At 68.0% G+C, this 23,239-nt stretch carries 17 protein-coding genes and 4 tRNA genes; 11 read left to right on the top strand and 10 right to left on the bottom strand.

The window, feature by feature from the left end; translation table 11 throughout:
* Positions 1 to 14 precede the first annotated feature (14 nt).
* The 4 genes from pdhA to ACFWUR_RS05960 form a co-directional block, all read right to left on the bottom strand.
* Positions 15 to 1,121 carry a pyruvate dehydrogenase (acetyl-transferring) E1 component subunit alpha gene (gene pdhA / locus ACFWUR_RS05975; RefSeq protein WP_378902584.1) on the bottom strand — a complete coding sequence of 369 codons (1,107 nt, stop codon included), beginning with the start codon at positions 1,119 to 1,121 and terminating at the stop codon, positions 15 to 17.
* 10 nt (positions 1,122 to 1,131) lie between these two features.
* Positions 1,132 to 2,583 carry a dihydrolipoyl dehydrogenase gene (lpdA, locus tag ACFWUR_RS05970; RefSeq protein ID WP_378902581.1) on the bottom strand — a complete coding sequence of 484 codons (1,452 nt, stop codon included), beginning with the start codon at positions 2,581 to 2,583 and terminating at the stop codon, positions 1,132 to 1,134.
* Positions 2,584 to 2,745: 162 nt separating this feature from the next.
* Positions 2,746 to 3,873 (bottom strand): PucR family transcriptional regulator, encoded by a 1,128-nt coding sequence (locus ACFWUR_RS05965; protein WP_378902578.1) that lies wholly within the window; start codon positions 3,871 to 3,873, stop codon positions 2,746 to 2,748.
* A 1,484-nt stretch (positions 3,874 to 5,357) separates the two neighbouring features.
* Positions 5,358 to 5,432 (bottom strand) — tRNA-Val (locus tag ACFWUR_RS05960).
* A 399-nt stretch (positions 5,433 to 5,831) separates the two neighbouring features.
* Between ACFWUR_RS05960 and ACFWUR_RS05955 the strand changes: the two genes are divergently transcribed.
* The 5 genes from ACFWUR_RS05955 to ACFWUR_RS05935 all read left to right on the top strand — a co-directional run bounded on the left by ACFWUR_RS05955 (position 5,832) and on the right by ACFWUR_RS05935 (position 8,584).
* Positions 5,832 to 5,903, top strand: a tRNA-Gly gene (locus ACFWUR_RS05955).
* Positions 5,904 to 5,943: 40 nt separating this feature from the next.
* A tRNA-Cys gene (locus ACFWUR_RS05950) sits at positions 5,944 to 6,014 on the top strand.
* Position 6,015: 1 nt separating this feature from the next.
* Positions 6,016 to 6,090, top strand: a tRNA-Val gene (locus tag ACFWUR_RS05945).
* Between the two features lie 174 nt (positions 6,091 to 6,264).
* Positions 6,265 to 7,338 (top strand): phospho-N-acetylmuramoyl-pentapeptide-transferase, encoded by a 1,074-nt coding sequence (gene mraY, locus ACFWUR_RS05940; protein WP_378902575.1) that lies wholly within the window; start codon positions 6,265 to 6,267, stop codon positions 7,336 to 7,338.
* Positions 7,339 to 7,390: 52 nt separating this feature from the next.
* Entirely contained in the window at positions 7,391 to 8,584 is a 1,194-nt protein-coding gene (locus tag ACFWUR_RS05935) for a hypothetical protein (protein WP_378902572.1), read from the top strand.
* Here the strand turns inward: ACFWUR_RS05935 and ACFWUR_RS05930 are convergent.
* Entirely contained in the window at positions 8,550 to 9,503 is a 954-nt protein-coding gene (locus tag ACFWUR_RS05930) for a hypothetical protein (RefSeq protein ID WP_378902569.1), read from the bottom strand. The genes ACFWUR_RS05935 and ACFWUR_RS05930 overlap by 35 nt on opposite strands.
* Positions 9,504 to 9,875: 372 nt before the next feature.
* Between ACFWUR_RS05930 and ACFWUR_RS05925 the strand changes: the two genes are divergently transcribed.
* Positions 9,876 to 11,942: a hypothetical protein gene (locus ACFWUR_RS05925; RefSeq protein WP_378902566.1), complete on the top strand. Its 2,067-nt coding sequence runs from the start codon at positions 9,876 to 9,878 to the stop codon at positions 11,940 to 11,942.
* Here the strand turns inward: ACFWUR_RS05925 and ACFWUR_RS05920 are convergent.
* Positions 11,939 to 12,931: a LysR family transcriptional regulator gene (locus ACFWUR_RS05920; RefSeq protein WP_378902563.1), complete on the bottom strand. Its 993-nt coding sequence runs from the start codon at positions 12,929 to 12,931 to the stop codon at positions 11,939 to 11,941. The two genes, ACFWUR_RS05925 and ACFWUR_RS05920, sit on opposite strands and share 4 nt — an antisense overlap.
* Positions 12,932 to 12,994: 63 nt before the next feature.
* On the bottom strand, positions 12,995 to 14,503 hold the full coding sequence (locus tag ACFWUR_RS05915; protein ID WP_378902560.1) for a flavin-containing monooxygenase: 1,509 nt from the start codon (positions 14,501 to 14,503) through the stop codon (positions 12,995 to 12,997).
* Between the two features lie 198 nt (positions 14,504 to 14,701).
* Between ACFWUR_RS05915 and ACFWUR_RS05910 the strand changes: the two genes are divergently transcribed.
* Positions 14,702 to 15,241 (top strand): GNAT family N-acetyltransferase, encoded by a 540-nt coding sequence (locus ACFWUR_RS05910; RefSeq protein ID WP_378902557.1) that lies wholly within the window; start codon positions 14,702 to 14,704, stop codon positions 15,239 to 15,241.
* Between the two features lie 160 nt (positions 15,242 to 15,401).
* Here ACFWUR_RS05910 and zapE read toward each other — a convergent pair whose 3' ends face one another.
* Entirely contained in the window at positions 15,402 to 16,418 is a 1,017-nt protein-coding gene (zapE, locus tag ACFWUR_RS05905; protein ID WP_378902554.1) for a cell division protein ZapE, read from the bottom strand.
* A gap of 35 nt (positions 16,419 to 16,453) precedes the next feature.
* On the opposite strand from zapE, the gene ACFWUR_RS05900 reads away from it, so the two are divergent.
* The 4 genes from ACFWUR_RS05900 (at position 16,454) to msrB (ending at position 20,697) form a co-directional block, all read left to right on the top strand.
* Positions 16,454 to 17,215 carry a pyrimidine reductase family protein gene (locus ACFWUR_RS05900; protein WP_378902551.1) on the top strand — a complete coding sequence of 254 codons (762 nt, stop codon included), beginning with the start codon at positions 16,454 to 16,456 and terminating at the stop codon, positions 17,213 to 17,215.
* Between the two features lie 32 nt (positions 17,216 to 17,247).
* Positions 17,248 to 18,801 (top strand): alpha/beta hydrolase, encoded by a 1,554-nt coding sequence (locus ACFWUR_RS05895; RefSeq protein WP_378902548.1) that lies wholly within the window; start codon positions 17,248 to 17,250, stop codon positions 18,799 to 18,801.
* 84 nt (positions 18,802 to 18,885) lie between these two features.
* Entirely contained in the window at positions 18,886 to 20,208 is a 1,323-nt protein-coding gene (locus ACFWUR_RS05890) for a glycosyltransferase family 87 protein (RefSeq protein ID WP_378902545.1), read from the top strand.
* Positions 20,209 to 20,268: 60 nt separating this feature from the next.
* The gene (msrB, locus tag ACFWUR_RS05885; RefSeq protein ID WP_378902542.1) at positions 20,269 to 20,697 is read left to right on the top strand and encodes a peptide-methionine (R)-S-oxide reductase MsrB; all 429 of its coding nucleotides are present in this window, start codon (positions 20,269 to 20,271) and stop codon (positions 20,695 to 20,697) included.
* A gap of 54 nt (positions 20,698 to 20,751) precedes the next feature.
* Here msrB and hemQ read toward each other — a convergent pair whose 3' ends face one another.
* Positions 20,752 to 21,447 (bottom strand): hydrogen peroxide-dependent heme synthase, encoded by a 696-nt coding sequence (gene hemQ / locus ACFWUR_RS05880; protein ID WP_378902539.1) that lies wholly within the window; start codon positions 21,445 to 21,447, stop codon positions 20,752 to 20,754.
* A 278-nt stretch (positions 21,448 to 21,725) separates the two neighbouring features.
* A complete protein-coding gene (locus ACFWUR_RS05875) occupies positions 21,726 to 23,087 on the bottom strand; it encodes a protoporphyrinogen oxidase (protein ID WP_378902536.1) in 1,362 nt (453 codons plus the stop codon).
* Positions 23,088 to 23,239: the final 152 nt, after the last annotated feature.

The following is a 23,239-nucleotide window of genomic DNA, read 5'->3' as shown; positions in this document are numbered from 1 at the left end:
GCACAGTGGAGTCCTCAGTGGGTGAAGAGCGGATCGGCGGGCAAACGGCGGGAGTCGCCGGGCACGGGGGTGGCGTAGGTGTAGTCGAACAGGCTCGACGGCTCCGGGTGCGGGCTCGCGTCGGCGAATTCGACAGCGGCGGCGACACCCTCGGCCACCTCGCGGTCGAGATCGGCCAGCGCCTGGTCGTTCAGCACCCCGGCGTCGCGCAATCGCTGCTGCCACAGCACGATCGGATCGTGCTCACGAGCCGTTGCCACTGTTTCGGTGCTGCGGTACTTGGCCGGGTCGACCACCGAGTGACCCTTGAGCCGGTAGCTCACCGCTTCGAGCAGTGCGGGTTTGCCGTCGCGACGAGCGTCTTCGATGAGCTCGCTGGCCATGTCGCGCACAGCCAGCACATCGGTGCCGTCGACCCTTTCGCCACGCATTCGATAGGCGGCGGCGCGTTTCCACAGGTCGGGTTCGCTAGAAGACTTTTCGACCGTGGTGCCCATGCCGGTTTGGTTGTTGATCACCAGGAACACCACAGGCAGTCGCCACAGCGCCGCGATGTTGAGCGACTCGTGGAAGGCGCCGATATTGGTGGTGCCCTCCCCCATCTGGCACACCACGACGTCGTCACCGTCGCGGTAGTCGATCGCCAGCGCCGCACCGATCGCCAGGGGAACCTGTCCGCCGACGATGGCGTAGCCGCCGAGCAGCCGGGTCGCGGTGTCGTACATGTGCATCGAGCCGCCCCAGCCTTTGGACGTACCAGTCGAGCGACCGTAGAGCTCAGCCATCACCCGCCCCGGTTCGATGCCCTTGGCGAGCGCGTAGCCGTGTTCGCGATAGTTGGTGAACAGGTAGTCGGTGGGGCGCATCGCGGCACCGAGGCCGACGACGGTGGCTTCTTCGCCGAGATTGAGGTGGCAGTAGCCGCCGATCTTGGCCTGCTGGTAGCTCTGCGCGGTGCGCTCCTCGAAGCGGCGGATGAACAGCATGTCGCGGTAGAGCCCGCACAGGGTCTCCGGGTCTTCCGCCGCGACAGCGGCTTCGAGGCCTGACAGGACAGCAGGCGCTGAATCGGTTTTCGCCGGCTTGCGGACAGGCTTTCGCCGCGCGGTGGTCGTGGTCATGTCGGGCTCCTCAACGCTTCTTGCGTGGCGCGATGTGTACCGGCAGTCCGAGACCGGCCATGGCCGCCTCCATGCCGATTTCGCCGAGTGTGGGGTGGGCGTGGATGGTGTCGGCCAGCTCGTCGAGCGTGGCCTCCAGCGACATCGCGAGTGCGCCCTCGGCAATCAGATCGCTGGCGGACGGACCGATGATGTGCACGCCGAGCACTTCCTGATGCACTCGGCCGGCAATGATCTTGACGAATCCCTCGGTCTCGCCGAAGGTCTTGGCCCGGCCGAGTGCCGCGAACGGGAACTTGGCGGTGATCACCTCGTGACCGGCTGCGCGGGCGGCATCTTCGGTGAGACCGACGCTCGCGATCTCTGGGTGGGTGAACGTCGCGGCCGGGATGACCGAGTAATCGATGTGGGCGTCGTGCCCGGCGATCACCTCGGCCGCGGTGATGCCCTGGTGTGAGGCGACGTGGGCGAGCAACGCCCGCCCGGTCACGTCGCCGATGGCGTACACGTGCGCGACCCCGGTCCGCAGTCGATCATCGACGTCGATGAAACCACGTGCGTCCGTGGCGATTCCGGCCACGTCGAGACCGAGTTCCGCAGTGTTGGGGCGTCGGCCGACTCCGACGAGTACGACATCGGCGTCGAGTTCCTGTGCCGCCGGACCGCCGACCGTCACTCGCAGCGGGTCGCCCTCGGTGATCGCCGTGACGGTGGCGCCGGCGAGGACGGTGATGCCGCGTTCGCGGAACGATCGGCCGAGTGCGTCACCGATCTCCTTGTCCTCCAACGGAACCAGGCGGTCTTGCATCTCGACGACCGTGACCTGGCTGCCGAACGTGGCGAACAGGCTGGCCCATTCGGCACCGACCGCGCTGCCGCCGATGATCACCAACCGGCGCGGCACCTCGGTCAACCCGAACGCGCCATCAGAGGTGACGACACCGGGCAGTCCCGCGCCCGGGACCTGCAGCCCCGCGGGCACCGAACCGGTCGCGACGATCACGTCACGCGCGCGCACCTGGCGCACCGCCGGACCAGCGGCGGCGGCATAGCGGGGCCCGCCGTCGAAGATCGGTGAGGCGCCGACCTCATGGACCTCGACTACGGTCGGCTCGACGAACCGGGCATGACCCTCGATCAGCGTGACCCCGTTGACCTTCAGCAGGCCCCCGACACCGTTGGTCAGCTCTTTGACGATGGCGTCCCTACGTTGCCGCACCGCGGCGAAGTCGAAGCGCACGTTGTCGGCGATGACTCCGAATTCGGCCGCGGTGGTGAGGGTGTGGAATACTTCCGCGGAGCGCAGCATCGCTTTGGTGGGAATGCAGCCCCAGTTCAGGCACACGCCGCCGGGGCGCTCCTTTTCCACAACGCAGACCTGCAGGCCGCGTTGCGCGGCCCGGACGGCGGCCACGTATCCGCCCGGTCCACCACCGATGACCAGTAGGTCGAATTCCAGCACTCGTGGTGCTCCTCAGCTCGAAGGATCAACCCCATCCGCGGTCGCAGTGCGGGCTGTTCGTCGAGTCTTACGGTCCAGGATTGCCCAATCAACGGACAGCCAGCCCAGACTTCATGGCCTGAGAGTGGGCGCAGAGCCCAATTCGGGAACCGTGATCGGCGTTCAGTCAGAGGTGCTGGAGCCCATCTCCAACGCCGCCAAGGCCAGCGAAAGCTCCAGGTAGGACCGCTGCCCCTCCAACCGTCGCCCCAACAAAGAGGAGATCCGCTGCAACCGATTGATCACCGTGTTTCGATGGCAATGCAATCGCGGGGCGGCGTGGGCCGCCGAGCAGTTCTCCGCCAGCCAGATAGCCAGTGTGGACAACAGGATCTCGCGTTCCTTGGAGTGCAGTTCGAGAACCGGACCGAGCGTGCGAGTGATCATCAACTCGGTCACATCAGGGGAACGCAGTAGCAGCGCCTCCGGAAAACGATCTTCCAGCGAAACCAGGCCCCGCGCTGAGGTGGGCAGGGTCTCCAGCGCAAGGACTGCCAGCGCATGCGCGGTACCGATCTGAGACAGCCCGGCAACGACGGGCGAGGCCGCAGCCAGACCCCGAATCATCTTCCTGACCTGATCGAGCACCACCGAACTCTCGCGCTGCTCCAACGAAACGAGTCCGACCATGACGTCGACCCGATCGTGCCATGCCGAACGAATGCCCAATGCGGCCAACGCCGTCTCGGTGCCCAGCTCGATGTTCGGCCGTTCGCCACGCACCGCGACCGCCACATAGCCACCGTGGGTAGGCAGGTTCAGCTCACGTGCCGCCCGCGCGGCGACGTTCGCGTCGTGCGCACGGCCCACAAGCAGTTCTTCGATCAACCCGTGACGACGCCGCTCGTCGCGCCGCACCTGCTCCAGTTCGGCGCTCCGATAAGAGGAGACCAGCGCCGACGACATTCCGTCGATCGCCGCCCACATCGCTGCACCGATTGTCCGAACCTCGGCAGAAGTCAGTTCGCCGGCCCGGTCCAGGAGTGCCTCCCAGACAACCTGGCCCCCGAGCCGGAAAGTCCGCGACATGACTTCCAAAGGCACGCCCTGGGCCGCGCGAGTGCGACCGATCGCGGTGGCGACATCATCACGATCCGCCGCGACCACGTCACCGGCCAGCAGGTCGAGCACTCTGGCCAGATAGCTGCGACATCCAGCGCGCAAGTCGTTCCGACTCACCGGCGAGTAATCGGTCCACTCGGGAATATCGGTGAAGATCGCCGACATCAGCCGCCGGGTCAGTGCAGGCACTTCAGCTCGACATTCGACCGCCAGCTGCCGGGCCTCCGCTGATGACCCGGTGTACTTGGGTGTCCCTGCCATCCTGTTCACGCTACGCGAGGGTGGGGGCGGGCGATCTGGTCGTCTCGTTGGCTGACGAACCCGATTCGCCGTCGGCGCAGCGATGGCCGGGTCGATCGATGTGCATACGCTTTGCCTGCAGCACGGCCTGCGGCCGTGTCCGTGGCCTGCCGGGTCCGGTGCGGGCACCGCTGATCCCGTCGAGCAACGGCAGGCGATCTTCGGGTTGTCACCGGCTTGCACGGGGGTGAGTACCACTCGCATCAGTAGGCCACGGCCGTCGACGGCAAGGTAGATCTTGGTACTCAGCTATCGGACACATAGGTTTAAAAACGACTGCTAGAGCAGAGTTCTCCGGGAAAATTAGTTGCGGCGACCAGGGAAATGGTCGGTGGCCGTCGCTCCTGGGGAGCCGGAATGTCACCGCGTGCTGATGGCCCGTTCGATCTACCTCACTCCGCTCGACGACACCGCAGATCAGACACCAAGCTGGCTTGACCGCAATCACATACCGTGCGGTTCCATATCGCCTACCAAATCCTGGAGACCGCCGGTCCGCGGGCGACGATCCTGCTCGTATTGCACGAAATCGGCTGGCCAACACGAAAGACGTGCCCAACCAGCCATGACACATGGTCCCAGCTGGTTTCAAGCCAGCAGAGCCCACGACGGCTTGCGGCCAGCACGTCGAGGCAGCTCGCCGACACCTGACGCAGGATTCCGACAACAGATCCGCATAGCAATCGAAGACATCAACGCAGCAATGTGGCAGATCCGACGAAATATATTGGGACACAATATAATTCGTCACTCACTCGCGCTGAGCTGCGCCGTTCGTCGGCTGAAGTTGCCCACCATCGACACACCACCAGGAGCGGGCAGCCGGCAGCTATTGTGACGAGCACCACACATCACCGGGCCGTCAAGCGCTCTCCGGGCCCCGCACGTCAGCGTCTAAACGCCGACGCTATTGCACGCATATTGCACGGTCATCACCAAAAAGGCTCTGACCTGCGCTTTCCGGTGGTCCCAGCTGGTTTCAAGCCAGCAGACCCCAGGAGGGCCCGCGGCCAGCACGTTGAGTCGGGGTGCCGACGCACAACGGAAGGTTCTGAGAGCAGATCCGGATCGCAATCGAAGACATTAACGCAGCGATGTGGCCGATCCGCCGGATATGTTGGGACACAACGGAGTTTGTCACTCGGTCGCGCTGATTACGCCAGTTCGTCGGCTGAAGTTGCCCAGCATCGATGCACCGCGAGGAGCGGGCAGTCGATAGCGATTGTGACGGACATCACGCATCAGCGGAGAATGTCGAGCACACCCGGTACCCCCGCCCGGCAGCGTCCAACTCCCGAACACTGAACTCTATTGCACGTATATTGCACGAAAAGTGCAGGCCGTCACCAGAAAGGCTCTGACCTGCACTTTCATGGTGGTCCCAGCTGGTTTCGAACCAGCGACCTTCCGCGTGTGAGGCGGACGCTCTCCCGCTGAGCTATGGGACCTAGCACTGCGTTCGGGCGGGTTTTGAGCCGCTCGAACGAGATGGAACATTAGCACGGTGGGCCGGGATGACACCAAATCGGCTTGTGAAGAGTGGTTTCGGAGACGAGCTCACCGCGGTCGACGCTCGCGCTTGCGCGCGGGTGGGCGCACGGGGGATCGAAACTCCGAACCGGCTAGCCTGGTCAGGTCCATAGATAGATGCGCATGTCTACGTTTCATGATGTAGGAAGTGGTTCGCGGTTCGACAAGTGGGCGTGGATGACATGCGTGTAATTCGTATTTTGGCCTGTTAACCAGGCGATTTGTAGTCTGCGTCGAACGTCGGCTAATGTTCTCATCGCACCGCAGAGAGCAGCAGAGCCGACAGGCCGAGCCGCTCCCCTAAGTGTGAAGTAAATGCGGATGTGGCGCAGTGGTAGCGCATCACCTTGCCAAGGTGAGGGTCGCGAGTTCGAATCTCGTCATCCGCTCGAGAGGTAGGTAAGGCACTAGCCCCATCCTCCTTTGTACGGTGGAGTGGCCGAGTGGTGAGGCAACGGCCTGCAAAGCCGTGCACACGGGTTCGATTCCCGTCTCCACCTCGCGCGATTAGCTCAGCGGGAGAGCGCTTCCCTGACACGGAAGAGGTCACTGGTTCAATCCCAGTATCGCGCACCACCGTACCGAGTCAGGCCCCCTTTCGAGGGGGCCTGACTTGTTTGCGTTGTGGTCACACCGGCCATGTAACCCAGATCACTCTGGGCACGGTTTTCCAGTGAGCTCCCCTAGTATCTGCACACGGCGTCGCCGGGCGGGTCCGGTGCGGAACCGGCAGCATGGAGGGGCAATCGAGTGAGGCAGATCCTGTTGTCGGCGGGGATCGCCCTGATCGTCACCATCACGCTCACGCCGGGATTGATCCGGGTCTTCGCGCGGCGCGGGTTCGGCCAGGAGATCCGGATCGATGGGCCCGCCAGCCATCAGGCCAAGCGCGGGACACCGACGATGGGCGGTTTGGCGATCGGCGCGGGGGTGTGGGCCGGCTATCTGGGGTCGCACCTGATCGGGATGCTGTGGGACGCGCCGGGGCCGAGCGCGTCGGGGATTCTGGTGCTGCTGCTGGCCTCGGCGCTGGGCATGGTGGGGTTCCTCGACGACTCGATCAAGCTGCGCAAGCATCGCAATCTCGGGTTGACCGCGGCGGGCAAGTACATCGGGCAGATCGGCGCGGCGGTGGTGTTCGCCGTGCTGGTGCTGCGCTTCCCGGGCGCCACGGGCCTGACGCCCGCCGGGCGCAACCTGTCCTTTGTTCGCGACATCAGCACCATCACCTTCGCCTCACTGTTCTTCATCGCGTTCATCGTGCTGCTGGTGGTCGCCTGGTCCAACGCGGTGAACATCACCGACGGGCTCGACGGGCTGGCGGCGGGGTCGATGAGTCTCACGCTCGGCGCGTACGTGGTGATCACGCTGTGGCAGTACGACAACTCGTGCGAGATCACCCCGGGCCGCGGTTGCTACACGGTGCGTGACCCCCTCGACCTGGCGATGGTCAGCGCGGCGGGCGCGGCGGCGTGCATCGGTTTCCTGTGGTGGAACGCGGCCCCGGCCAAGATCTTCATGGGCGATACCGGCTCGCTCGGCCTGGGTGGACTGCTGGCGGGCCTGTCGATCACCAGCCGCACCGAACTGCTCGCGGTGGTGATCGGGGCACTGTTCGTCGCCGAGGTCATGTCGGTGGTGCTGCAGATCGTGGTGTTTCGCACGACCCATACCCGGCTGTTCCGGATGGCGCCGTTCCATCACCACTTCGAACTGAACAACTGGCCCGAGACCGCGGTGATCATCCGGTTCTGGGTGCTGGCCGGGATCGCGTCGGCGACGGGACTGTGCCTGTTCTACAGCGAATACCTGACCTCGCTCTAGTTGTCGGGGCCTGCGGCTACGCTGACCCGACCGAGCCAGGGAGGTCGCCGCTGTGAGTACCGAGATCGTCACGCCGCCCGATCACGATATCGCCGCCGACGTCTCGTTCGAGCTCGAGGAACTCGACGAACTGGTCGGCGAGCTGCTCACCGAATATGCCGAACGCGCGGCTCGCGATGCGCGGATCGTCGCATTGCGGCTGGGGATCGGAGGACAGCGCCCGGAAACCCTGACGCGCATCGGTGCCCGCTACGACCTGGCCCGCGACCGCGTCCGCCAGCTCTACACCAAAGCGGTCGGGCGCATCGTGCGCGAAGCCGCGCGCTCGGGACACCGGTCGGCGCGGGTGTTCGCCCACCGCTATCCGGTCGAGGCGGGCGATCTGCGCCTGGTTCGCATGCTGCTGGCCGAGACCTACGCGACCGACACCGACCTGGTGGCCATGGAATGGTCGTATCTGAAGCTGCGGCTGGCCGGACACGAACAGGGCGACGCCAAGCGGGTGGCGGGCTATGTGATGCAGCGGATCCTGGGCTGGCAGAAGAAGACTGCCAGCATCCTGGCCAAGCTGCATGTGCCCGAGGACGGAGCCGACGATCTGCGGGCGCTGTGGGGTGAGGTCGAGTGGTCGACCGGCCGAGCCACCCCGCTACCCACCGAGTCGGCGCGCGTGGCCGACGGTGACGACGACGGACGCGGGCGGTTCTACCTGGCGAAGGCAGGCCGCGACGTCGCCTACGACTCGGCGATGGCGGCCCGATTGCTCCGAACGCTCGACGCCGATCCGGCAGTCGCGGCGTTTCAGGAGGAACCGACCGCGCTGACCTACCGCTTCGCCGACGAGGACCGGGTGCACTATCCGGCGGTCGCCGCGCAACTCACCGACGGCCGCACGGTGCTCGTCGATGTGGTCCCGTTGGGCCGCATCGCCTTCCACCACAACCGGATCCAGAGCGAACTCGGCCGCGCCTACGCGCGCGAGCACGGCTGGGGCTGGCTCGCCTGGACCGGCAGCGCGCTCGGAACGACCCAACTCGAGGCCCGCCCGGTCGCCCCCTCGATCGAGCAACGCCTCGCCGCCGACCTCGAGCAGGGGCCCTACGACCGGCAGGCCCTGGCCACGGTCAGCGCGGAGACCGGCCTGGATCTGCTCGACCTGGCCGGACTCGTGCTGCGCAACGAGTGGCAGTGGGACCGGGTGCCGATGCGGCTCAGCGCATCACGATCGCGCCGACCAGCACGGTGAGGACCAACAGCATCGCGCAGCAGGTGAGCCACTGCCACTGATCCAGGGTGCGATCCATCCGCCCGATACTCGCGCGCAGGCTCGCCGCGACGCGCTGCTGGGCGACGAGCTCGCTGCGCAGCCCCGCCATCGTGATGGCTTCGGCGTCGGCGTTCACACCGGCCCGCTCGATCCGGTTGTGCAGCCGGCCGACCAGCCGCTGCTTGTCGCGCACCCGCTGGCGCGAGACCGCCAGCTGCACCCGCTGGTCACGCAACTCCGTGCGCTGGCGCTCGATCATCGCGGCCTGTGCCGCGGTATGCCGTTCCCAGGTGCCCACTTCGGCCCACCCTCCTGTCGTGAGATCCGCGTGCGCCCAGTCGATGTCACCGGACACCCAGCCCTCGAGGAAGTCGCGCATCTGCGTACTGCCGCGAACCGGAGCGGCGAAACCCGTGTCATCGGCGGTGAGCATGCCCTGGTCGATGCGGTAGTCGGCGGCCGCCGGCGCGAAATCGGCGATGCCCACCGCGGGCACCAGCGGCACCCAGAAACCCTGCGGGCACACCCACAGCACATCGTCGATTCCGGCCGCCTGCAGTCGTTTCCGATGTGCGCGTGCCGCGGTGATATCGAGCGGGCCGCTGTGCACCTCGACCACGCAGCGCCGATCGCCGCGGCGCCAGTAGATATCGACGGGAATGTCGCCCACCCGTGCGTCGACCTGCGCCTCGTCGGCGCCCGCGGCCGTGAGCCTGCCGCAGATCCAATGTTCGAGGCGCTGCGTATTCCATTGTGTCGCCGCGCATTCGGGGCATCCGCAGCCGTACCCGGTCCGCTCGGTGACGGCGCGGCGGCTGCCCTCGGAAATACCCAGTTCGTCGAGCAGCGCTCGTCGTCCACACGCCACCTGGGTCTCGCTCAGCCGCGTCGTCCTCACCATCACTCCCTCACCAAGGGACCTGCCGTACGCTCACGCCCACGTCCTGAACATCAGGTTCCCGCAGCCACCGAAACGGCGCCAGCCCCCTTGACCCGCGTTCGGGTGCGTCACCATCCGGTGATCGACATCACAACCGCGACTCCGCTTGTATATCAAGCCATTTCGTTGCGCCAACGTCGCACGAAGACGCCCAGATCTTGATCATTTCGATACACAGACCAGCCCTGTAACGTGTCCATTTCATCCTGATTGCGAATCGGTTCGGCGCGTCGCGTAGGCAGTCACGACAACACGTGCTGTTGCCCCGGTGGATATGATCGCTGCGGCCGAGGCGGGCAGGCTCGGGCGACCACGGGAAGTAGGGTGTCCATGAACCACGCTGAGCACGACGAATCCATCGGGTCGATGCTGGCGAGTATCGCCGCGGCGCTGCGTGAAGTCAGCGACAAGCTCGATATCGTCGCCGCGCGGGTCCAGTTCGACGTGCCCACCTTCCCCGTCGACGAGGATCTGCCCGACCACACCAGGATCAGGCAGCTGGAATCCTGGGCATTCCACGCGTCACAGGATATTTCACGCCTGAGTTCGCGCCTGGACGCTCTCGACCACGACGGTGAGCCCGATTCCGACCGTCCGGCGCGGGGCACGCGAAGCCGCCGCGAGGTCCGCGAAGCCGCGGAGGCCGCCGAACGGGCCGCCGACGGACTAGATGACCGTCAACCGACTGCCGATCCCTTACCGTCCCACCGGAACCGCGATGCCGAGGGCTCCCGGCCCCCGCTCGAACGCCGCAACTCCCCGGCCCGCCCGACCACCGACCATCTCGGCGACCCCACCGCCCTGGCCGCGACGCCGATTCCGCGCACCGCGCCGACCGAAGCGGCGGCGCCCTTCGGCCAACCGATCGCCTTCGACAGCGACGCGTTCGTCGCCGGTGGCAGTGGCGAACCGCCGACACCGGGTCGGCGGCCCGCGCCCGCGCGACTCAGTGGGGCCGCATCGACCGGCAACGCCGCCGCTGCGGCAGGCAACGGGGTTTCGCCGTCCACGGCCTCGACGAACGGGAGCGCGGCGATCAACGGCACCGCGCGTGGTGTGGCCGGTGACACCACGGCCCCGCGAAACGGCACTCCGGTGCCCGCGGTGATCGGAACGGTGTTGACGGCGCCCGCGCTCGACCCGCGGTCGGAGAAGAGTGCGCCGACGACGACGAACGGCGCGTCGCTATCGGAGAACCGCACGCCCACATCAGGTCACCATGGCACGGACAGTGACGCGGTGTCGGCATCGGAAGCCGTCGCGAGCGCAGCCTTACCGGGGAGTGCGGACGTGAGCACCGTCGTGCGCGACGGAGACGTGCCGATCGCGGGCGTCAACGGGTTCGCGCCCGGTACCGACGCGATGCGACATGTTTCGCGTTCCCCGGACGAAGGCCGGTCGGTGCCGCCCGAGCGGGGGGCCGAAGGTCTATCGACGGCGGGAACCGGCCCGGATGCCGGAATCGAGCGGGCCCGCCCGGCCAAGAAGCCGACGGAGGACGCTGCCGCCGCAGGTGTCGGACTCGGGACACCGTCGCCGGATGTGCTGTCCAACAACGGTGTCGTACGGTCCGACTCCGCCCATGACCACCCCGCCTCGGGCTTCACGACCAACGACCGATCCCTTTCGGTCCCGAACGGTCAGCCGCTCAACGGATTCGACCCGCACTCCCCCGCATTCCCCGCCCGGTCCGACACATCGACGAATACCACCAACGGCATCCACTGGTCGTTCTCCGAGGATCCGGCGCCCCCGGAACGAAACGGGCACGCCCGCAACGGCTTCACCACCGACTCCATGCAACGCGCCGAGTCCCTGTTCGACGATTTCACCCCCCGTGAGCGCCTGACCACCGGCGAAACTCCGGAGCCGCCGACCGCCCCGCCGGCACGGCTCACCCCACCGAGCGGACTCACCGCCCAGCCGAACCACGCCCCGGCGGATCCGACCCGCCTGAGCGGCTCATCGCATGTCGACGGCGCAGCCGAATTCGGCGACAGCCCGGCGCCCCCGCGCCTGCCGGCGAACACCGGCGAACTGCCCGACACCAACAGCCGGTCGGTGCACGCGCCGCTCACCCACCACACAGCGCTCACCGACCATGATCACCGGGCCGACGACTTCGGCGGCTCCGGTGCCCCGACCATGGGCTTGCCGACCGGCCGTGGCCTGCCGACGAGTACGCCCGACCCCCTCGAACGCCCTGTCTCCGACCCGGTTCCACCCACTGCCACCGACTCGGCCGGAATCACCGTCACCGGCACCTACCGCGCCTTCGACATCGAACGCGCCCACGTCGACAAACTGCAGGCGATGCTCGACGAGCTGAAGCGCTCGGCGGGACTGCCGCCGGGGCGCCGCGACGTGTTCGGGCCACCGACCCCGGAACTCGGCTAGGCAGCACCTGCGTCTTCTTCGCCCCGCGCGAGCGCCGCGTCGGTCAGGCGGGCGTCGCCAGCGGGACGAAGCCCGGGTCGACATCCGGCTTCGGGGGGTTCGTGCAGCACAGTACCGATGAGGTCACGCAGCGCGCGGTGACCGGCGTCGGCGGTGTTGCGAGGATGCCACGCCATGGCGACGACAGGGGCGGGCAGCGGCAGCGGGATCTCGAACATCGCCAGGCCGAGCGCGGCACGAGCGGCACGGGACAGCAGTTCCGGTGCGGGGCAGATCATTTCGGTCGACGCGAGAGTGAGCAGCGCGGTGGGCAGGTCGGGGACGGTGGCGACCACCCGGCGAGTGCGGCCGTGCAGGGCGAGGCGGTCGTCGATCGGGCCCCGGGTGCGTCCGGTGGGCGACACTTCCAGATGCCGGGCCGAGGCGTAGGCGGCGACGGTGGGACGGTCGGTGGCGAACGGGTGATCGGAGGCGGCGACGCCGATCCAGCGGTCGGTGAACAGGCGCTTGACCACCGTTTCCGGATCGGTCTGCCCGATCATGCCGACTTCGACGTCGACTCGGCCGTCGCGCAACGCGACCGCGCCGTCGGCGGCGTCGGCGGCGAGCAGTCGTACCGTCACCCCGGGTAGCTGGGCGTGGACGGCGGCCAGCAGTGGACCCGACAGCCGTGCGCCCACCGAATCACCGACACGGACAACGAAATCGCGATGCCTGCCGGGCCCGTGGCCGTCGCGGGCGGTGAGCAGCGACCGTCCCTGGTCGACCAGGCTCGCCACGTCGTGGCGCAGTTCCAGCGCCCGCGGCGTCGGCACCATCTGTCTGCCGGAGCGAACGAGCAGCGGATCGCCGAGCACCTCGCGCAGCCGGGTGAGAGTGCGACTCATCGCCGAGGTCGAGGTGTGCAGCCGCCGGGCCGCCTCGGTCACGCTGTTGGTGTCGAGCAGCGCGTCGAGAGCGAGCAGCAGGTTCAGATCCAGCGCATCCACGCGAGGATTATCACCAACGCACCGAGCGCCGTCGGCGTTGCCGACGGCGATCCGGCGTGTCGGCTACCGCTCCGCTACGGGCGCCGGGGTGGGCGCCACGGGTGCGGCCACCGCGCGGTTGCGCAGCAGGCCCCGGTAGGACGCGGGTCGCACGGGTCGCACCCACTGTGCCAGCCGCGACATCACCGGCAGCGGCGTGCCGAGATCTTCGAGCATCTCGTCGATATTGGCCAGCGAGAACGGGAGCACCGAGGCGCCGTGCGCGTGACTGCCGCCGCTGCGTTCCCGCGACCACTCCAGGCGCGCATCGATCTCGTTGTTCATCAGCTCGGCCATCGGTGGCACGAACCTGCCCGTGAGCAACCCGGCGATCCAGTGCGCGCCTACTTCGGCGCTCAGGGTGCTCACGTTGGAGCTGTTGTAGCCGGCGAAGCTCAGGTTGGGGATCTCCACCGGCAGGATGTGGCGGTAGAGCCGGAAATCGCCCATTTCGTCGGTGAGGGCGCGCCGGACGAACGGGGTGAGGAAGGGCACCTCCTGCCGGTATCCGGTCGCGCACACAACGACGTCGGCCAGTTTCAGACTGCCGTCGGCCAGGCGCACCGCGGGTCCGTGTGACCCACCGATCAGTTCGGTGATCTCGGTGTCGCGATGCACGCTGATCCGGCCCGCCTCGACCTGCTCGGCGAAGCCTTCGGTGGCCAGGCTCGCGCTGCTGGTGCCGATCTCGGAGATCGGGCCCGTCGGCACCAGGTCGAGCTCACGCAGGCGCAGCTTGCGCGTGACCCGCTCCTGCAGCAGGTCCATGTTCGACTGGCGCAGCGCGAGGCGGTCGAGCAGTCGTTCGGCGCGGTGCGGGAAGCGGGAGGGGAAGTGCGCCTCGCCCGCGCGGGTGAGCAGCAGGCGCTCGTAATCGGCGCCGAAGCCGAGTGTGCGCGGCATCTTCCAGGTGAGTCTGCGCGCCACCATGGTGGTCTCGTCGGCGATATGGCTGACGGCCTCGGCGACATCACACGCGGACTTGCCGTAGCCGAGCACGACCACCGACTGATCACGCGCCTGCTCGACGTCGTGGAATTGCGAGACATGGCACAGTCGTCCGCCCGCGGCCCGGAATGCCGCGGCTCCCGGCAGGTCGGGCACGACCGGGTCGCTGTAGACACCGTTGGCGACGATCAGGTGATCGCAGGTGGTGCGGTGCACGCCCATCCGGTCGCGGATCTCGAGCAACCAGCCGCTGTCGACCGGGTCGGCCGCCACCACCTCGGTGCCGAGGCGCAGGTGCTGGCCGAGGCCGAACTCCTGCACGTATCCGGCCAGGTAGGCCTGCATCTGCTGGCCGTCGGGCCAGCGGGGGAAATCCTCTGGCATCGGGTGATCGCTGAAGGCGTACGTGGACTTGCTGTTCTGCGCGCGAAGTCCCGGATACCGGCGGGTGGCACTCCACACACCGCCGACGTCGGGGGCCCGGTCGAAGACTTCGACCGGGAACCCCGCCTGACTCAATACCTTCGCGCAGGCCAAACCCGCCACTCCCGCACCGACGATCCCGATGCGGCTACCGCTCGTCATGCGACGGAGACTACTCGGACAGAGAGGTCTGGTGCCACCGCGCAGTGAAGGCTCTCAGCGACAGGAGATCACTCGGACCGGCGGCCACAGCGCCACAGCGCCGACCGGCCCACACTCCACTGGAATGTGCTCGGCCCGCCACGCTGTCGTCGCGCGCAGTCGCGCCGCGGCCGGACCGACCCGTGCTGTACTGGAAGGATGACCAACAGTTCTGTCGTCGTCGACCGGGCCGGACTCTGGGACGCCGAGGCGCTCAGCGATGTGGCCGCCGCGACTTTCCCGCTGGCCTGCCCGCCCGAGGCCACCGCGAGCGACATCGAGATCTTCCTCGAGCAGGTGCTCTCGGGCGAACGCTTCGGCGAATACCTGTCCGACCCGGCCAGAACCGTGCTCAAGGCCGTCGAGGGCGACGAGATCGTCGGTTACGCCATGCTCATCGCGGGCAGGCCCAGCGACCCCGAGGTCGCCGCGCGGCTGAGCGCGGGCGAGGTGATCGAACTGAGCAAGATGTACGTGCTGCCCGGCCATCACGGCAGCGGGGTCGCCACGGCGCTGATGGAGGCCGTCGTCGATACCGCGCGCACCGCGGGCGCCGACACGCTGTGGCTCGGGGTCAACCAGGCCAACGAGCGCGCGCAGAAGTTCTACGCCAAGCACGGTTTTCGACAGGTGGGGACCAAGACCTTCACGGTCGGCAACCAACTGCACGCCGATTACGTCTTCGAACGCGCGCTCTAGAGCCCGCGACGACGTTCTCGGCCCGGCCACGACGTTCTCGGCCCGCCACGACGTTCTCGGCCCGCCCGACTCTGGACTGAGTGGAGGGTGCGACGAAGGAGTACCCGGAGGGAGGGAAGAGGCGGGGAACAGGGCCGAGAACCGCGGCACCAGCCGCCAATTACACAGCCGCCTCGAAGCGCGACAGCGCCAGTAGACGCGAGATCGCGCGCAGGTACTTCTTGCGGTAGCCGCCGTCGAGCATCTCCTTCGAGAAGATCTCGTCGAGCTTGACGCCCGAGACCGTCACCGGGATGCTCGCGTCGTAGAGACGGTCGGCCAGCACGACCACGCGCAGCGCGACGGCCTGATCGGTCACGGTGTGCACATCGGAGACGAACACCGATGCCACGCCGTGGATCAGGGCACCGTACTTGGACGGGTGCAGTGTGCTCAGATGCTTCAGCAGCACATCGAATTCGTCGAGTGTGGAACCGGGAGTGGCCGCCGCGCGCTCGACGAGCAGCTCGGTGGAGGTGGGTTCCGGGGCGGGCGGCAGATCGCGGTGACGGTAGTCGGGCCCGTCGACCCGCACCGGATCGAAGATCGAGCCGAGCTTCTTGATCTCGCGCAGGAAATCCGATGCCGCGAAACGGCCTTCGCCCAGCTGACCGGGCAGCGTGTTCGACGTTGCCACGATGGACACGCCGCGGGCCGACAGCTCGGTGAGCAGTCGCGAGACCAGCATCGTGTCGCCCGGATCGTCGAGTTCGAACTCGTCGATGCACAGCACGCTGTTGGCCGAGAGCCGCTCGACGGCGTTGTTGAAGCCCAGCGCGCCGACCAGGTTGGTGACCTCGCCGAAGGTGCCGAACGACTTGGGCGCCGGCGAGCTGTGGAAGATCGAGGCGAGCAGGTGGGTCTTGCCCACACCGAAGCCGCCGTCGAGGTACAAGCCCGCGCCGGTGACGGGCTTCTTCTTGCCGAAGAGGCTCTTCTTCGAAGCGGCCTTGTGAATCTTGGCCACCTGAGCTGCGAATTCCTCGGCCTTGGCGACCGCGGCCGCTTGGCTGGGCTCTGTGGGGTCGGGGATGTAGGAGGCGAAGCTGACCTCGTCGAACATGGGCGGGGGCACCATCTGCGCGACGAGTTGGTCGGCTGGGACCTCCGGATGGCGATCGACAAGGCGTTCTTGCATGTCCAAATGGTACGGACGTGGTTGCATCGTTCCCTATGCAGCGTATCCACAATGTGACCCAGCTCGCAGACCTCGACCCCGACGCACTGGCCAGGTGCTATGCCTACCCGCGGCATCTGGACCAGCCCTGGGTGCGAGCCAACTTCGTCAACAGCATCGACGGTGCGTTCACCGTCGACGGCGTGTCCGAAGGATTGGGCACCGAGGCGGACAAAACAGTGTTCACGCTCCTGCGCGAACTGGCCGACGTGGTCGTCGTCGGCGCGGGCACCGTGCGCGCGGAGAACTACGGCGGCGCGCACACCGACCCGCAGCGGCGCATCGCGCACCACCGGCACGGAATCGGCGGTCATCCCGACGGCACCGCACCACCGATCGCGGTGGTCACCGCCACCGCGAAGCTCGATCCCGGGGCGAAGTTCTTCACCGACGCCGAGGTACCACCGCTGATCATCACCACCCGGCACGCGGCCGCGGCGCAGGTCAGCGCACTCGAGGACGCGGGCGCCCAGGTGGTGGTCGCCGGAGAGGCCGCGATCATGCCTGCCGCGCTGCTGCGCGTGTTCGCCGAGCGGGGCCTGCACCGGGTGCTGTGTGAAGGCGGACCGCACCTGTTCGGACAGCTGGCCGAGGCGGGCCTGGTCGACGAGCTGTGCCTGACCACCGCCCCGATGCTGGTCGGCGGTGCGGGCGGACGAATATCACTGTCGGCGAGCACATTCGACCTGCCGATGGCGCGCAAACAGCTGGTGCTCGCCGAAGACGGCACCGTCCTGGCCCGCTGGGCCCGTCGATGAAACCTGGCGCCGAACCTGGCAGTGTGTAGCGCATGCGTTGGACTCGGGCCGCGGCGACGGCCGCGACACTGTCGATCATGCTCGCGGGCTGTGGGGCCGGACCGTCGGATCGGCCTGTCGTCGCCGTCGAGCGGCCGGGCGGCGGTGGCGCCCAGACCGAAACGCCGACGACGCAGGAGCTGGCGAAGGCCGAGGTGCCCGAAACCGATCTCGCCTGGCGTGATTGCACCGCGGCCACACTGAGTTCGCTCGACTTCGGCGCCGCCCCCGCGGGGCTGGTTCTCGACTGCGCCGAGTTCTCCACCCCGATCGACACCGCGGGCACCGTGATCGGCACCTTCCGTGCGGGGGCCCTGCGCGCCCGGCTGCCGCAGACGCCCGCCGACGCGGCCCCGCTGGTGCTCACCTCCGGGTCGGACCGTTCGTCGGCCTCGACGCTGGCCGGGCTGGCGATCGGGCCCAACAGCGCGTTGCTGGCCGCGCACCCGATCGTCGCGGTGGATCGGCGTGGCATCGGCGCCTCACAGCCCATCGACTGCATTCCCCCGCAGCTGCGCGCGGTGATGACCGATCTCGGCCAGACCGGTGTCGGCAGCGCCGACCAGGTCGGCGCGGTGGCGGGCTTCAGCCAGGACGCCACCATCGCCTGCCGCGATTTCCTGCAGCCCTACGAGGGCACCTTCGACGCACCGCACGCCGCCGACGACATCGAACAACTGCGCAAGCAGTGGCAGGTCGACAAGATCAACCTGCTCGGCGCGGGTAACGGTGCCAAGGTGGCCCTGAGCTACGCCCGCCGCTACGGCGACCACCTGGCCCGACTCGTGCTCGACGCGCCCGAGCCGGTCGGCGCCGACGCCACCACCATGGCCGAGGCGCGCGTCACCGGCGCCGAAGCGGCCCTCACCGCGTTCGCGCAGCGCTGCAAGGCCGCCGACTGCGCACTCGGAGCCGATCCGCGAGCGGCGGTCGCCGCGCTGATGAACAAGGCGAGCAGCGGCGAACTCGGCGACATCTCGGCCGCGGACCTGTCCACCGCGCTCCTCGGTTTCCTGTCCAGTCCGCGCGGTGACCAGGCCGACCGGGTCACCGCACTGGCCGACGTCCTGGCCGCCGCCGATCGTGGCGATCGGGGACCACTGTCGGCGATGATCGTGCGCGAGGCCGCCGCGACCACTTCCGACGGCGAGTTCGTCAACCGGTGCACCGACAGCCAGCAGCCCCCGACCGCGGACAAGGCCCGGGAACTCGCCGACACCTGGGCGAGCAAATATCCGGTATTCGGGCGCAACGCCGCCATCGGCCTGATGATCTGCTCGGCCTGGCCGGTCTCCACCGCGGCGCCGCTGCCGACCGAACTCGAACTGCCGGTGCTGGTGTTCGCCGGTGCCGCCGACCCGATCGTCGGCGGGACCGCCGCCTCGGTGACCGGCGCGCTCGGCTCGGCGGGCGCCCGGCACGCCACCATGACCTGGCAGGGCTGGGGGCATCCGGTCGTCCCCCACTCCGGGTGCGCGCAGAAGGCCGTCACCGACTACCTCGCGCAGGCGCAACTCCCCGCCGACGGTGGTGCCTGCCCGGCCTGATCCGGTCGGGGCAACAGCCCGGTTCCGGCGCGTCCCCCGGGTCCGGCGACACCATCGCTACCCGATTCGGTGTACCGTGCCCCAGTGTTGTTCCGACAGCTCGAGCCCCGTACCGCTCGCACCTCCGCCGAGGTGATCAAGTTCGCGCTCTGGCCCTTCGCGGTCATGATGGTGCTGAACCGCGTCTTCATCAAGGCGATCAACGGTTTCATCACCGACGACTACCGGCCTGTGTACAACGCCTCGTTCGAGTTCCTGAACCGCAGGCCCGTGTACACCGCCGACTTCTCGTCGGTGGACCCGCACTACCTGTATCCGCCGAGCGGCACGTTGATCATCGCACCGGTCGCGATCATCGATTACGAACTGTCGCGGTGGCTGTTCATCGCGCTCAACGCGGTCGCGATCCTCATCGCCTGGTACCTGCTGCTTCGCCTGTTCAAATTCGGCATCGGCTCTGTCGCCGCGCCCGCCCTGCTGCTGGCCATGTTCAGTTCCGAGACCGTCATCAACACGCTGGTCTTCACCAATGTCAACGGCTGCCTGCTGCTGGCCGAACTGCTGTTCATCCACCTGCTGCTGGCGCGCCGGGATCTCTGGGCCGGCGCGATCCTCGGTCTGAGCATCGCCGTGAAACCGACACTGGCACCGTTGCTGCTGGTCGCGGCCGTGCGTGGGCAGTGGAAGGTCTTCATCACCGCGTGTGGTGTGCCGTTGGCGCTCACCGCGATCGCGTGGCCGTTGTCGGTGGACCCGCAAAAGTTCTTCACCCGTGTCCTGCCGTATCTGGCGCAGACGCGTGACTACTTCAACAGCTCGGTGGGCGGCAACGGAGCCTACTACGGGCTGCCGCACTGGCTGATCCTGCTGATCCAGGTCGCGATGGCCGGTGTGGTCGCGGTATCGCTGTGGCTGCTGTGGCGCTACTACCGCCACGACGAACTGTTCTTCGTCACCACGTTCTCCGGGGTGCTGCTCACCGCGTCGTTCCTGCTGCCCTCACTGGGCCAGATGTACTACTCGATGATGCTGTTCCCGTTCCTGATGACGGTGGTGCTGCGCAATTCCGTGCTGCGCAACTGGCCGGCGTGGCTGGCGATCTTCGGGTTCATGACCTACGACAAGTGGCTCTCGGATCGCTGGCAGGGCGTCGGCCGCAACCTCGAGTACCTGCGGGTGACCTTCGGCTGGGGGCTGCTGCTCATCGTCGTGTTCTGCGTGCTCGGCGACCGGTACCTGGCCGCGCGTCGTGAGGGCAGGCTGCAGTTCGGGATCGATCCGACGTGGATGGCGAGCGCACCCGATTCGCGTCACGGCGGGAAATCCGCGACCGCCGCCCCGGCCACCGATCCGCACCGCGATGATCCGGTGGCGCCGGTCGACGATCGCGAACCCGTACTCAAGTAGTTCTCGGCCGGTGACGCACCGCTCACGGCGCGCACCGGCCGAAACCATTAGCGTGGAGCCATGAGTTCCGATACTTCGTTGCCCACGCCGCGCATCCAGCTGACGCCGCAGCAATGGCGGGCGAAACTGGATCCCGAGGAATACGCCGTCCTGCGCGAGGCCGCCACCGAGCGCCCGTTCATCGGCGAATACACCGACACCAAGACCGAAGGTGTCTACACCTGCCGGGCCTGTGACGCCGAATTGTTCCGCAGCACAGAGAAATTCGAGTCCCACTGCGGGTGGCCGTCGTTCTTCGATCCCGCCGATTCCGACGCGGTGATCCTCAAGCCCGACGACACGATGGGCATGCGCCGGGTCGAGGTGGTGTGCGCCAACTGCCACAGCCACCTCGGACACGTCTTCGAGGGCGAGGGGTACCCGACACCCACCGACCAGCGCTACTGCATCAACTCGATCTCGCTGCGCCTGAAGCCCGCAGCCGAATAACGCGCGAGGCCCGGTCTGTCGACCGGGCCTCGACGGCAGTGTGGGACTCGACCGCTACGGCAGTGCGCTGACCAGCTGTTCGACCTCGACACGCGGCCCGGTGAAGAACGGCACTTCCTCGCGGACGTGGCGCCGCGCCTCGGTCGCCCGCAGGTCACGCATCAGATCCACGATCCGGTGCAGTTCGGGCGCCTCGAACGCGAGAATCCACTCGTAGTCGCCCAGCGCCATCGAGCTCACGGTGTTGGCCCGCACATCCGGGTACCCGCGCGCGGCCTTGCCGTGGTCGGCGAGCATCTTGCGCCGCTCCTCGTCGGGGAGCAGGTACCACTCGTAGGACCGCACGAACGGGTAGACGCAGATGTAGTTCCCCGCGTCCTCCCCCGCCAGAAACGCCGGAATGTGGCTCTTGTTGAACTCCGCGGGGCGGTGCACCGCGACGTTGCTCCAGACCGGAGCACTCGCGCGGCCGAGGTCGGTCGTCCGGCGGAAATCGGCGTACGCGGCCTGCAGATCCTCGACCCGCTCGGCGTGGGTCCACAGCATGAAGTCGGCGTCGGCCCGCAGCCCCGCCACGTCGTAGATCCCGCGCAGCACCACACCCTTGTCGGCCAAGCCGTCGAAGAAAGCTTGGGCTTGCTTGATCGCCTCGGCCCGATCCTCACCGAGCACGCCCGGCTGTACCTGGAACACCGAGAACATCAGGTAGCGAATGGAGGAGTTGAGAGCCTGGTAGTCGAGTCGCGCCATGGATCTATGGTGCCACTGCGGGGTTTTCACCCACCGCCGGGGCTGGGTCCACCACCGGCCTGCTCGCCCGCCACGGCGACGATTCCTCGCTCCCGAACATCGACGTCACCGTCCTCGCCTCACCGTGGTGAAGTTCGACCGGCCCGAGATCGGGATCGAGGATCAATGTCGGTGCAGTGTGCTGCGCATCGGTGGTGGTCACAGCGGGCGATCATGCAACATCGCTATCGACTGGCGGCGGTGACACGCCGCCCGGACGGAAGGAGACCGGACCGCCGTTACCCGTGGTCGGCCGACGCCAGGTCCGCCGAGATCCGGCCTGCCGCCGCGGTGCCCGAGGCAACGCAGGCGGGCACGCCGACGCCGTGTAGGTAGGCGCCCGCCACCGCGAGTCCGTCGAGCGAGGCGACGGCGGATTCGAGGGTGGCGATGCGTTCGGTGTGGCCGGGGGCGTATTGCGGGAGGCCGCCGGGCCAGCGCTGGACGACGGCTTCGAGTGGGGTGATCGGGATGCCGGTGACGGTGGCCAGGTCGGCGACCGCGGCCGCGATGAGGTCGTCGTCGGTCCAGGAGAGCGGTGTGTCGTCGCCGAGGCGGCCGAAGGAGGCGCGGACGAGGGCGACCTCGCGCGCGGCCAGGTGGGGCCATTTGCGACTGGACAGCGTGAAGGCCTTGGCGCGCAAGGGTTCTCCGGTGGCGACGAGGATGCCCGAGTTGTCCGGCAATGCGGTCTCGCGCGGGAGTGCCATGGCGACGAGCGCCGAGGAGGACAGCTCGATCCCGGCGGCCGCCCGCGCCGCCGCGGGCGCCACGTAGTGCAGGAGGCGGGCGGCGACGGGGGCGGGCGTCGCGACGACAACGGCGTCGACGGCCCCGAGTGGGTCGACCACCCAGCCACCGGGTGCGTGCGCTATCCGCGTCGCGGCTGTGGTCGTCACCAGACGGGCTCGCGAAGCCGCGGTCAGCGCGGCGAGCAGGGCGCCGTAGCCGTCGCGCAGTCCACCGAATACCGGGGCCGAGCTGGGGGCGGGCATCGCCGCACGGATCGCCTCGGTCAGGCTCGCCGCCCCGTTGTCGAGCGCTTCGGCAAGAGTGGGTAGCGCGGCGCGGATGCCGATGGACGCGCTGACCCCCGCGTACACCCCTCCCAGCAAGGGATCGACGCTCCGCTCCACGACCTGCGTGCCGAAACGGTCACCCACCAGGGTCTGTACGTCGACATCGGAGCCCGGCTCCCACCGCAGCGGGCGCCGCGGCTCGGTCGCGACCCGATCCAGCGTCGCGTCGTCGACCAGTCCGCGCAGCGACTCGGCATCGGACGGGATGCCCATCAGGGTGCGGCCCGGTAGCGGATGCGCCGATCCTCGCGCCCAGATCAGCGGGCGCTTTCCCGCGGGCCGCACCAGCTGGTCGTCCAGGCCGAGTTCGCTCATCAACTCGATCACCTCGGGCCTGCGCCCCACGAACGCCTCGGCCCCGAGATCGACTGGCTCCCCGGCCAATTCGCGGGTGTGCAGCACTCCACCGACTCGTCCGCCCTGCTCGAGCACGACGATGTCGGCGCTGTCCCCCAGTCGCTGCCGCAACCGATAGGCCGCGACGAGCCCGCTGATTCCGCCACCGACGACCGCGATCCTCATGCCTCGACCGTAATCGGGTGTCGGTGCGAGAGGACACCCGGTCCGGTGTGGGCAGGGCGCGCTGAGCGCACACAAACCCGCCGGTCCAGTCGGAAAATCGAACGATACGGGGGGTTGTGTGCGCTCACGGCGGGGCAAAAGCGCGGGCACCA

The sequence above is a fragment of the Nocardia sp. NPDC058633 genome (assembly GCF_042717045.1).
GTDB lineage: Bacteria > Actinomycetota > Actinomycetes > Mycobacteriales > Mycobacteriaceae > Nocardia.
This window is presented reverse-complemented; position numbering and strand designations above follow the sequence as displayed.

Coding starts and splice junctions, on each gene's coding strand:
- pdhA (WP_378902584.1), bottom strand. CDS start 1,121: ATGACCACGACCACCGCGCGGCGAAAGCCTGTCCGCAAGCCGGCGAAA.
- ACFWUR_RS05925 (WP_378902566.1), top strand. CDS start 9,876: ATGAACCACGCTGAGCACGACGAATCCATCGGGTCGATGCTGGCGAGT.
- ACFWUR_RS05915 (WP_378902560.1), bottom strand. CDS start 14,503: ATGACGAGCGGTAGCCGCATCGGGATCGTCGGTGCGGGAGTGGCGGGT.
- ACFWUR_RS05910 (WP_378902557.1), top strand. CDS start 14,702: ATGACCAACAGTTCTGTCGTCGTCGACCGGGCCGGACTCTGGGACGCC.
- zapE (WP_378902554.1), bottom strand. CDS start 16,418: ATGCAAGAACGCCTTGTCGATCGCCATCCGGAGGTCCCAGCCGACCAA.
- ACFWUR_RS05900 (WP_378902551.1), top strand. CDS start 16,454: ATGCAGCGTATCCACAATGTGACCCAGCTCGCAGACCTCGACCCCGAC.
- ACFWUR_RS05895 (WP_378902548.1), top strand. CDS start 17,248: ATGCGTTGGACTCGGGCCGCGGCGACGGCCGCGACACTGTCGATCATG.
- msrB (WP_378902542.1), top strand. CDS start 20,269: ATGAGTTCCGATACTTCGTTGCCCACGCCGCGCATCCAGCTGACGCCG.
- hemQ (WP_378902539.1), bottom strand. CDS start 21,447: ATGGCGCGACTCGACTACCAGGCTCTCAACTCCTCCATTCGCTACCTG.
- ACFWUR_RS05875 (WP_378902536.1), bottom strand. CDS start 23,087: ATGAGGATCGCGGTCGTCGGTGGCGGAATCAGCGGGCTCGTCGCGGCC.